The 10,323-nt window shown below is 70.1% G+C and carries 12 protein-coding genes and 1 other RNA gene; 4 read left to right on the top strand and 9 right to left on the bottom strand.

The window, feature by feature from the left end:
• Positions 1 to 78: 78 nt before the first annotated feature.
• The 4 genes from ssrS to P409_RS15620 all read right to left on the bottom strand — a co-directional run bounded on the left by ssrS (position 79) and on the right by P409_RS15620 (position 1,936).
• Positions 79 to 239: non-coding RNA, 6S RNA (gene ssrS / locus P409_RS37125), on the bottom strand.
• A gap of 13 nt (positions 240 to 252) precedes the next feature.
• A complete protein-coding gene (locus P409_RS15630; protein WP_034838743.1) occupies positions 253 to 579 on the bottom strand; it encodes a cell division protein ZapA in 327 nt (108 codons plus the stop codon).
• Positions 580 to 583: 4 nt separating this feature from the next.
• On the bottom strand, positions 584 to 814 hold the full coding sequence (locus P409_RS15625; protein WP_034838739.1) for a hypothetical protein: 231 nt from the start codon (positions 812 to 814) through the stop codon (positions 584 to 586).
• A 36-nt stretch (positions 815 to 850) separates the two neighbouring features.
• Positions 851 to 1,936 (bottom strand): Ldh family oxidoreductase, encoded by a 1,086-nt coding sequence (locus P409_RS15620; RefSeq protein WP_052120711.1) that lies wholly within the window; start codon positions 1,934 to 1,936, stop codon positions 851 to 853.
• Positions 1,937 to 2,216: 280 nt separating this feature from the next.
• On the opposite strand from P409_RS15620, the gene tkt reads away from it, so the two are divergent.
• Together tkt and gap are read left to right on the top strand one after the other, a co-directional pair.
• On the top strand, positions 2,217 to 4,208 hold the full coding sequence (tkt, locus tag P409_RS15615) for a transketolase (protein ID WP_081991530.1): 1,992 nt from the start codon (positions 2,217 to 2,219) through the stop codon (positions 4,206 to 4,208).
• A gap of 96 nt (positions 4,209 to 4,304) precedes the next feature.
• Positions 4,305 to 5,312 (top strand): type I glyceraldehyde-3-phosphate dehydrogenase, encoded by a 1,008-nt coding sequence (gap, locus tag P409_RS15610; protein ID WP_034838735.1) that lies wholly within the window; start codon positions 4,305 to 4,307, stop codon positions 5,310 to 5,312.
• A 66-nt stretch (positions 5,313 to 5,378) separates the two neighbouring features.
• Here gap and P409_RS15605 read toward each other — a convergent pair whose 3' ends face one another.
• The 3 genes from P409_RS15605 to P409_RS15600 all read right to left on the bottom strand — a co-directional run bounded on the left by P409_RS15605 (position 5,379) and on the right by P409_RS15600 (position 7,347).
• Positions 5,379 to 5,759: a COG4315 family predicted lipoprotein gene (locus P409_RS15605; RefSeq protein WP_034838731.1), complete on the bottom strand. Its 381-nt coding sequence runs from the start codon at positions 5,757 to 5,759 to the stop codon at positions 5,379 to 5,381.
• A gap of 95 nt (positions 5,760 to 5,854) precedes the next feature.
• Positions 5,855 to 6,028, bottom strand: a complete 174-nt coding sequence (locus P409_RS38920) for a hypothetical protein (protein WP_161790402.1) — start codon at positions 6,026 to 6,028, stop codon at positions 5,855 to 5,857.
• An 11-nt stretch (positions 6,029 to 6,039) separates the two neighbouring features.
• Positions 6,040 to 7,347, bottom strand: coding sequence for an ammonium transporter (locus P409_RS15600; RefSeq protein WP_034838727.1), 1,308 nt, complete (start codon positions 7,345 to 7,347; stop codon positions 6,040 to 6,042).
• Positions 7,348 to 7,619: 272 nt separating this feature from the next.
• On the opposite strand from P409_RS15600, the gene P409_RS15595 reads away from it, so the two are divergent.
• Both P409_RS15595 and P409_RS15590 read left to right on the top strand, forming a co-directional pair.
• Entirely contained in the window at positions 7,620 to 8,762 is a 1,143-nt protein-coding gene (locus P409_RS15595) for a succinylglutamate desuccinylase/aspartoacylase family protein (RefSeq protein ID WP_034838723.1), read from the top strand.
• A gap of 193 nt (positions 8,763 to 8,955) precedes the next feature.
• Positions 8,956 to 9,411 (top strand): dihydroneopterin aldolase, encoded by a 456-nt coding sequence (locus P409_RS15590; protein WP_052120708.1) that lies wholly within the window; start codon positions 8,956 to 8,958, stop codon positions 9,409 to 9,411.
• A gap of 3 nt (positions 9,412 to 9,414) precedes the next feature.
• On the opposite strand, the gene P409_RS15585 is transcribed toward P409_RS15590, so the two are convergent.
• Both P409_RS15585 and P409_RS15580 read right to left on the bottom strand, forming a co-directional pair.
• The gene (locus tag P409_RS15585) at positions 9,415 to 9,789 is read right to left on the bottom strand and encodes a 4a-hydroxytetrahydrobiopterin dehydratase (RefSeq protein ID WP_034838718.1); all 375 of its coding nucleotides are present in this window, start codon (positions 9,787 to 9,789) and stop codon (positions 9,415 to 9,417) included.
• Between the two features lie 61 nt (positions 9,790 to 9,850).
• Positions 9,851 to 10,141, bottom strand: coding sequence for an isochorismatase family protein (locus tag P409_RS15580; RefSeq protein ID WP_430515641.1), 291 nt, complete (start codon positions 10,139 to 10,141; stop codon positions 9,851 to 9,853).
• Between the last annotated feature and the right edge of the window lie 182 nt (positions 10,142 to 10,323).

Here is a 10,323-nt window from a genome sequence, read left to right as displayed (position 1 = left end):
GCCGCAGCCCGGAACGCCTTCTTGGCGTCGCGCAGCTCGGTCCCGTCAGGCATTGCGGCTGGGGAAGAAAGAGGTGGTAGCGGAGCCGCATCGGCCGGTGGTCATATCGTCTCCTCTTGGGCCCTGCAACAGCAGGTGGGTGCCGTGTGTCCAGGACCACGATCCCGGCAGGGACAGCCCCCTAAGAGAAGCGCATCGGCCCCAGGGACAAAGCGACCTGTCGCACCGCGCAGCCCCGCTCCGCGAACAGATTTAGGGCGTCTCGACCCGGGCTGCAATGGCCTCGATCCGATCGGCGAGCTTCTGCAGCCGCGACGACAGCTCGGGGTCGTCCAGCGGCGACGGCGCCGCGGCCGGCGCGCCCGGGATCTTGCCCTCGCGCAGATCCAGGAGCTCGTCGCCCAGCATCAAGGCGACCATGACCAGCAGATGCGTGTCGGTGGCCGACCGCACCGAGCCCTGGATCTCGCGGATCCGGTCCTGGACGAAGGCGGCGACCTCACGGACGCGCGGCTCCTGACCGTCCTCGCAGGCGATCGGATAGGGGCGGTTGTTCAGATTGATTTCGACCCGGGCCACGGCGTCACTTTTCCAAGAGGGTCTCGATGCGCTGGATCACCTGGGTGACCCGCGCCGCCACCGTCGCCGTATCCTCGCGCAGCTCGGTCTCGATCTCGGTCACCGCCTGCGTGCGCACGCGGTCCGCAATCTCGTCGATCTGCGTCTGGCGGCGCTCCTCCTGGGCCGCGACAGCGGCATCCAGGCGCTCCAGCGCGCGTTCCAGTCGGTCCAGCTCGGCGGTCAACCCGCTCATGGGCGGGACTCCAGATCCAGCGTCATCCGGCTGAAACTATGCGTCGGCCTGCCCTGCGTCAACGGACGCTTCGGGGACCACCACGCCGACCGTGCCGGCGAAGGCCGCCAGACGCTCCCAAGTGCGGCGGTCCAGCGGCACGCCAAGCCGGGCGCGCTCCGCCGCCTCCCACTTCTCCGGGTCGCCCGGCGCCATCACCTCCTGCCCCGGCTGGGCCGGTTGCGACCGCAGATCGGCGAGAATCGCCGCCAGCGAGTCCTCATAGCCGCCGGCGGCGAAGGCCCGCGGCTTCAGCAGCAGGAAGAAATGGCCGATATGCACCGGCTCGCCGGGGCCGGTGAACTTGGTCATGCGGAAGCCGTGCGGCATGCCGGCCAGGCTGGCGCACAGGATCTCGACCATCATCGCCAGCCCGGCGCCCTTGTAGCCGTAGCCCAGCCCGCCGACCGGGATCAGGCCGGTGGCGACATGCGGGTCGGTGGTGGCGATGCCGTCGTCGCCGACCGCGACCTCCGGCGGCAGCGGCGCGCCGGTGTCGCGGCGCAGATGCACGCGGTTCAGCGGAATGGCGCTGGTGGCCATGTCCAGCAGCATCGGCTCCTCGTCCCGCGCCGGGGCGGCGAAGCTGATCGGGTTGGTGCCGAAGAACGGCTTCACCCCGCCATGCGGCACCACCAGCGCGTCGGCATGGGTGCAGCCGAAGGCGACGAAGCCGCGCTGCGCCGCCGCCAGGGTGTAGACGCCGGTGGCGCCATGATGGGCCGAGCGGGTGACCACCGCGGCGGCCAGCCCCGTCTCCTCCGCCACCTTCGCCGCCTCGTCGACGGCGCGGTAGCTGGCGAGGTGGCCGAGGCCGCCATCGGCATCGATGACGACGCAGGACGGGGCGGTGCGGGTCGCAGTAACCTTGGGAGCCGGATTGACCCGGCCGTTCTGCAGCTGGTCGAGATAGAATGGCACCAGCCGGACGCCATGGGTGTCGACGCCGCGGGCCGAGGCGTCGGTCATCGCCCGCGACGTCGCTGCCGCGGCGTCATCCGACATCCCGGCACCGCGCAGCAGCGCCGCCGCGAAATCCTCCAGCACCGGCCGCGCCAGGCGCACCCCGTCGAACCGTTCCATCCCAGATCTCCGAAACCCTGCGGCCGGCATGCGTTCCGACCGATATGTCCGACTTGTCTAGCGCAGCGCCGAGCCAACCTCCAGCGCTTCCGTCCGCCCCGGCCCGGCCGGCAGGAATGTCGGACCTTTCGGCCCTCGATTTCGGCCCGAATTGGGCATTTGGTGGCATTGACGCGGGGGACGCCGGGCTGCATGGTGCCGCCGCCCCCGACGACAGCCCGCCTGATGAGAGCCTGGGCGGGCCATCGCCGGATCCCCGTGCCCCGAACGGATCGATGCCATGAGCGACAGCCCCCGGACCGTGACCCACTCAGACATGGCGAACGCCATCCGCTTCCTGTCCCTGGACGCGGTTGAGGCTGCGAAGAGCGGCCATCCCGGCATGCCGATGGGCATGGCCGACGTCGCCACGGTGCTGTTCAGCCGCTACCTGAAGTTCGACGCCGCGCACCCGACCTGGGCCGACCGCGACCGCTTCATCCTGTCCGGCGGCCACGGCTCGATGCTGCTGTATTCGCTGATGTACCTGACCGGCAACAGCAAGATCACGCTCGACGAGATCAAGCACTTCCGGCAGCTGGGCCATCACACGGCGGGCCATCCGGAGGTCGATCACGAGGCCGGAATCGAGACCACCACCGGCCCGCTGGGCCAAGGCCTTGGCAACGCCGTCGGCTTCGCGCTGGCCGAGCGCATCCTGAACGCCCGCTTCGGCGACGATCTGGTGAACCACCACACCTGGGTGACCTGCGGCGACGGCGACCTCGAGGAGGGCGTCAGCCACGAGGCCTGCTCGCTGGCCGGGCACCTGAAGCTGGGCCGGCTGATCGTCCTCTACGACGACAACCACATCACCATCGACGGCCCGACCTCGCTGTCCTTCAGCGACGACGTGCAGAAGCGCTTCGAGGCCTACCACTGGCACGTCCAGCGCGTCGACGGCCACGACACGGACGCGATCGCCGCCGCCATCGACGCGGCGCTGGCCGATGAGCGGCCGAGCCTGATCGCCTGCAAGACCATCATCGGCTGGGGCGCCCCGAACAAGCAGGGCACCAGCGCCACCCACGGCTCGCCGCTGGGCAAGGACGAGGTCGCAGCCACCCGCGCCAACCTGAACTGGCCCTACCCGCCCTTCGAGGTGCCGGAGGCGACGATCGCCGCCTGGCGCGAGATCGGCAAGCGCGGCGAGGCCGAGCGCCTGGCCTGGGACGCGCGGCTGTCGAAGACCCCGGCCGAGGTCCGTGCCGCCTTCCGCCAGGCCATGACCGGCGCCCTGCCCTCCGGCCTCGACGGCATCCTGGCCAAGTTCAAGGCCGAGACTTCGGCCGCCAAGCCCAGCCTGGCCACCCGCGTCGCCTCCGGCCAGGTGCTGGAGCTGCTGGTGCCGGCGATCCCGGAGCTGATCGGCGGGTCGGCCGACCTGACGCCGTCGAACAACACCAAGACCAAGGCGTCGACCGACATCGAGCCGGGCAAGTATGGCGGCCGCTACATCCGCTACGGCGTGCGCGAGCACGGCATGGCGGCGGCGATGAACGGGCTGACGCTGCATGGCGGCATCATCCCCTACGGCGCCACCTTCCTGACCTTCACCGACTATTGCCGCCCGTCGATCCGCTTGGCGGCACTGATGCGCCAGCGGGTCGTCTACGTCATGACCCATGACTCGATCGGCCTCGGCGAGGACGGCCCGACCCACCAGCCGGTGGAGCATGTCTCGGCCCTGCGGGCGATCCCGCATCTGATGGTGTTCCGCCCCTGCGACGCGGTCGAGACCGCCGAGGCCTGGCAGATCGCGCTGGAGACGCCGGACGCCCCGTCGGTGCTGGCGCTGACGCGCCAAAACCTGCCGACCCTGCGGCTCGACGCCAATGCCGAGAACCTGTCGGCCAAGGGCGGCTACATCCTGCGGGAGGCGACCGGCACGCCGCGCGTGCTGCTGGTCGCCACCGGGTCGGAGGTGTCGATCGCCAATGCGGCGCGGGACCTGCTGGAGGCCGAGGGCATCGGCACCCGCCTCGTCTCCATGCCCTGCACGGCGCTGTTCGACCGCCAGCCCTCCGACTATCGCCGCCGGGTGCTGGGCCAGGGCGTGGTCCGCATTGCGGTCGAGGCCGGCGTGCGCCAGGGCTGGGACCACTATATCGGCGCGGAGGGCGGCTTCGTCGGCATGACCGGCTTCGGCGCCTCGGGGCCCTATGAGCAGCTGTACAAGCATTTCGGGATCACGGCCGAGGCGGTCGTCGCCGCCGCCAAGGCCAAGCTGTAACGCCGAGGCCGGGAACCAGCCCTTCCCGCTTGGAAGGGAACCGGGTTGGTTCCCCACACGCTATCGGTACAAGACCATCGGATCGGAGAAGACGACATGGCCGTGAAGGTTGCCATCAACGGGTTCGGGCGCATCGGGCGCCTGGTGCTGCGGGCGCTGATCGAATCCGGGCGCAAGGACATCGAGGTGGTCGCGATCAACGACCTCGCCGACGTCAAGACCAACGCGCATCTGCTGAAATATGACAGCGTCCACGGCCGGGCGCCGTTCGACGTCCAGGTCGAGGGCGACACGCTGATCGTCAACGGCCACGGCATCAAGGCGGTGCAGCAGCGCGACCCGACCCAGCTGCCCTGGGGAGCGATGGGCGTCGAGATCGCGCTGGAATGCTCCGGCATCTTCACCAAGCGCGACGACGCGGCGAAGCAGCTGACGGCCGGCGCCAAGAAGGTGCTGATCTCGGCCCCGGCGACCGACGAGGACCTGACGGTCGTCTACGGCGTCAACCACGACAAGCTGACGGCCGGGCACACGATCGTCTCCAACGCCTCCTGCACCACCAACTGCCTGGCGCCGGTGGCCTGGGTGCTGCATGCCGCGATCGGCATCGATCACGGCTTCATGACCACGATCCACAGCTACACCGGCGACCAGCGCATCGTCGACACGATGCACAAGGACCTGCACCGGGCCCGGGCCGCGGCGCTGAACCTGATCCCGACCTCGACCGGCGCCGCCAAGGCCGTCGGCAAGGTGCTGCCGGAGCTGAAGGGCAAGCTGGACGGCACCTCGATCCGCGTGCCGTCGCCGAACGTCTCGGTGGTCGACTTCAAGTTCGTCGCCAAGCGCCCGACCTCGGTCGAGGAGGTCAACGCCGCGATCAGGCAGGCCGCCGGCGGCAAGCTGAAGGGCATCCTCAGCTTCTACGAGGAGGACCTGGTGTCGACCGATTTCAACCACGACCCGCACTCCTCGATCTTCGCGATCAAGGAGACCAAGGTCATCGACGGCACCTTCGTCCGGATCCTGACCTGGTACGACAACGAGTGGGGCTTCTCGAACCGGATGGGCGACACCGCGATCGCCATGTCCCAGGCCCGCTGACGCGGCCTCAAGGTTCAGGACGACGAGAGGGCGGCTTCGGCCGCCCTCTCCTTTTTCCGGCAGCGCTCAGTCCGGCTTGGCGACGTGCCAGACACCGCCGACGCCGTCGCCGGTGACATCCCCGGACTTCTGGTCCTTGACATAGGTGTAGAGCGGCTTGCCGTCATAGGCCCACATCATGGTGCCGTCGGCGCGCTTGACGACGGTCCACTCGCCCATGGCCGTGGCGCCGGCCGCGGCCTTGAACGGCGGCCAGTTGGCGGCGCATTTGTCGACGCAGTTGGACTTTCCGGCCTCGTCCTTGTCGTAGACGTAGAGCGTCATGCCCTTCTCGTCCGTGTAGACCTCGCCGGCCGAGGTCTTCATGGTCTTCGCCGGCTCGTCCATGGCGAAGGCCGAAGCAGCGAGGAGCAGCCCCGCCGCGACACCGATTGCGATGGATTTCATAGAGTCCTCCCCGAAGGCAGGCGGGTACGGCCGGGGGCCGGCCCGCCACCTCACGGTTCGCCCCGGGACGAACTGAGGTTGCGTCTCCAAGGGCGTCAGGTTGCCCAGGGCGGGATGAAGGGCTCCTGCCCCTCATAGGCCGCCTGGCCGCCGACCGGCAGCACCAGGGCGCCGCCGGCCGCGACCTGGATGCGCTGGGCGGACCGGGGCTGAGGCCCGGCCCAAAAAAAGAGGGGCGCCCCGAAGGACGCCCCAAGTCTGGCCGCCATATGCGGCAGCGTTACTGCACCGCCTCGCCGTGCAGGGCGAGGTCGAGGCCGTCGCGCTCCGCCTCTTCCGAAACCCGGATGCCCATGACCGCCTTGATCAGGAACAGCAGCACCGCGGTGACCACGCCGCTCCAGACCAGCGTCGCCAGCACGCCCTCGACCTGGATCCAGACCTGGCCGGGGTTGCCGTAGAGCAGGCCGGTGCCGAGCGAATTGACCGCCGGGTCGGCGAAGACACCGGTCAGGATCGCGCCGACGATGCCGCCGACGCAGTGCACGCCGAAGACGTCGAGCGAGTCGTCATAGCCCAGCGCCTTCTTCAGCGAGGTCGCGGAGAAGTAGCAGATGATGCCAGCGGCGATGCCGATCGCCAGCGCGCCCATCGGGTTGACGAAGCCGGAGGCAGGGGTGATCGCCACCAGGCCGGCGACCGCGCCGGAGATGATGCCGAGCACGCTGGGCTTGCCCTTGGCGCCCCACTCGACCAGCATCCAGGCCAGCGCCGCCGCGGCGGTGGCGATGTGGGTCACGGCGAAGGCCATGCCCGACAACCCGCCGGCGGCCAGCGCCGAACCGGCGTTGAAGCCGAACCAGCCCACCCACAGCAGCGAGGCGCCGATGACGCTGAGCACCAGGTTGTGCGGCGCGAAGGCATGCACCACGCCGGCGCCGTAGCCGTGCCGCTTGCCGATCACGATGCAGGCGACGAGGCCGGCGATGCCGGCATTGATGTGGACCACCGTGCCGCCGGCGAAGTCGAGCACGCCGGCCCCGAACAGCCAGCCATTCGACTGCCACACCCAATGCGCGATCGGCGAGTAGACGACGATCGACCACAGGGTGGTGAAGACCAGCAGCGACGAGAACTTCATGCGGTCGGCAAAGGCGCCGACGATCAGCGCCGGGGTGATGATCGCGAAGGTCATCTGGAACATCATGAACACGCTTTCGGGGATCGTCCCGCTCAGCGCTCCGACCTCGAGGCCCTTCAGGAAGCCGCGCGACAGGTCGCCGACATAGGCGCCGCCGGGGCCGAAGGCCAGGCTGTAGCCCAGCACCATCCAGATGATGCTGACCAGGCAGGTGATGGCGAAGCACTGCATCAGGATGGACAGCACATTGGCCTTGCGCACCATGCCGCCATAGAACAGCGCCAGCCCCGGGATGGTCATCATCAGCACCAGCGCCGTCGATGTCTGCATCCAGGCGGTGTCGCCGGAATTCAGCGTCGGCGCGGCGGCCGCATCCTGCGCCATTGCCGGCAACGCCATCAGCAAGGCGGAAACTGCGCCTCCCAGTCCCCAAAACGTCCGCTTCATCGAGTTGTCTCCAGCCTTCGTCCTTCCGGCTGACGGTCGGCAGCCGCCCTGTTCGGCACCGGCACGAACCGCCCTTTCGCCGAGGGTTGAAGCAAGTGCCGTGCCGGTTTTGTCGGAGACCGGCGGAACCGGGACGGGACGGCCGGCAGAGATTCCGGAATGATCGAAATTTGAGCAGTCGTTTCATTGTTGATTAAAATTTAATCACCTGACGTAGATGCCATCCCGCCGCGGCTGCGCTAGGGTGCCGCGCCTTTAGCCAGAGAGCCGCCATGAGCAAGAGCGTCACCCGGATCCCGCTGCCCTCCCCCGCCCTCGGCACCAGCCGCGCCGTGACGGTGCATCGCTACGGCCAGCCCGGCGCCCGCCCCAAGGCCTACATCCAGGCCGGGCTGCATGCCGATGAGTTGCCGGGCATGTTGGCCGCCCATCACCTGCTGCGCCGGCTGGACGCGCTGGACGCGGCCGGGGCGATCCGGGGCGAGATCGTGGTGGTGCCGGCCGCCAACCCGATCGGCCTGTCGCAATCGGTGCTGGAATACCATGTCGGCCGCTTCGCCCTGGACGGCCGCGGCAACTTCAACCGGCATTATCCGGACCTGGCCCCGATCGTGGCGCCGCGCATCGCCGGCCAGCTGACCGGCGATGCCGAGCGCGATGTCCGGCTGGTGCGCGCGGCCCTGCTGGCGGCGCTGGCGGAGCAGCAGCCGGCCGACGAGACCGCCGCCCTGCGCAAGACGCTGCTGGGCCTGTCGATCGACGCCGATGTCGTGCTGGACCTGCATTGCGACAACCGGGCGCCGGTGCATGTCTATCTCGGCACGCCGCTGTGGCCGGACGCCGAGGACCTGGCCCGCGAGTTCCAGGCCGAGGTGGTGCTGCTGGCCGAGGAGTCCGGCGACAACCCGTTCGACGAGGCCAATTCCTCGCCCTGGTGGGTGCTGCCGCGCCTCCTGGACGATGGCCGGACGCTGCCGCCCGCCTGCCTGGCGGCGACCATCGAGCTGCGCGGCCAGGCCGATGTCGATGACGAGACCGCCGGCGCCGACGCCGACGCGCTGATCCGCTTCCTGCAGCGCCGCGGCGTGGTGGCCGGCGACCCCGGCCCGCTGCCCGAGGCGCGGTGCGAGGTCACGCCGCTGGCCGGCAACGAGATGCTGCGCGCCCCGGTCGCCGGCATCGTCACCTACTCGCAGCCGCTCGGCGCCCGGCTGCGCCGCGGCGACCACGTCGCCGACATCGTCGACCCGACCGCGGCCGATCCGGCGCAGGCGCGCATGCCGGTCCATGCCGGGGTCGACGGGGTGCTGTGGTCGCAGGGGCTGCACCGCCTGGTGCGGCCGGGCGACATCGTCGCCAAGATCGCCGGGGCGGAGCCGATCAAAGGGCGCGGGGCCATCCTGCTGACGACCTGATCGGGTCCGGATCCGCCTCGCCGGGGTCGCGGGAGCCATGCACGCAGCGCGTGCATTTCCTCTCGCCTTCCCCGGCCGATCGCGGCACGATGCGGTCCTGAGGCCATCGCACGGCCAGATCGCCCGTGCCTCGCCATCGGACCCTCGGCCGGCAGAGCCACGGCCTGGATCCGCCAATCGGACAGCCTTGACCATGAGTGCCCCGTACCGTTCCCCGATCCCGCTCGTCACGCGCGCCGGATCGAAGCCGGGTTCATCCGCCTTTCCCGCCGCCGAGACCGCGCGCCCGGCGACCTATCTGATCCGGCTGCGCGACTTCGTGGTGCCGATGTCGATCGGCGTCTATGCCCATGAGGAGGAGCGGCGCCAGCGCGTCCGCATCAGCGTCGAGATGGAGGTCGAACTGCCGGCCGGCGGCATCGGCGACGACATCGGGCGCGTCCCCTCCTATGAAGGGCTGGTGCAGGGGCTGCAGGCCCTGGCCGAGCGCGAGCATGTGCGGCTGATCGAGACCGTCGCCGAGCATGTGCTGGACCTCGCCATGGCCCATCCGATGGTGCTGCGGGCCGTGGCCGAGGTCGAGAAGCTCGACGTCTTCCCCGAGGCCCAGTCGATCGGCGTCCGCTTCGAGCGCCGCCGCGAGGGCTAAGCCTCAGTCATACTTGATGTAGGCGAAGCGCGGGTCAGACGGGGTGCCGTCCAGCCCGGCGCCGTCGCGCGCCGGCTGCCAGGCCACCACCTCCTCGATCTTGTGGGCCAGGGCAAAGTCGCGGTCGGTGATGTCGCCGCCGGCGTCATGCGTGTTCAGCCGCACCTCGACCCAGCCCCAGGAGGCCGCGATCTCCGGGTGGTGCCAGGCGGCCTCGGCCAGATGGCCGATGGCGCCGATCGCCAGCATCGTGCCCTTCCAGCCATGGGTCTCGTAGCGCCGATACAGGCGGCCGTCCTGGTAGCGCCAGCGCGGCAGGTCGCGGGCCAGGCGGGCCTCGACCTCCGCGGGCGGAATGGCATGCGGCTTCGCGGCCATGGCGGTCCTCCGGGTGAGTGGGCGGCCGCGGCGGGCCGCCCCTTCCCGGAAGGATAGCGCGTCAGTCGCGGACGGCATCCCCCTGCGCCACCACCACGGCGAAGCGGTCGGCCAAAGCGGCCAGAGCCGCGCGATGCACCTCTGCCGCCGGCCGCACGCCGCCGAGCGGGTCTGGCAGGTCGCGGCTGGCGCAGGCCGCGGCCACGACCGTCGAGAACAGGCCGTGATCGACCGCCGACCGGGTGGTGGCGTCGACGCACATATGGGTCATGAAGCCGATGGTCACGAGCGTCTTGCGCCCGGTGGCGGCGATGCGCTCCGCCAGGTCGGTTCCGGCGAAGGCGTTGGGCAGGCTCTTTTTTCACCACCGCTTCGCCGGCCGCCGGCACAACCGCCGCGATCGGGGGCGACATAGGGGCCGTCGACATCGAACAACCCGCCCTTGCGCTCGTTCAGCACATGGAGTGACCGGGGTGCCCAGCCGGCGCGCCCGGGCCCAGCAGTGTGGCCGCCGCCTCGACCGCCGGGCCGACG

Source organism: Inquilinus limosus MP06, from assembly GCF_000767795.1.
Taxonomy (GTDB): Bacteria; Pseudomonadota; Alphaproteobacteria; order DSM-16000; family Inquilinaceae; genus Inquilinus; species Inquilinus limosus_E.
The sequence above is the reverse complement of the archived record's forward strand: the minus strand, read 5'-3'. Positions and strand labels throughout refer to the sequence as shown.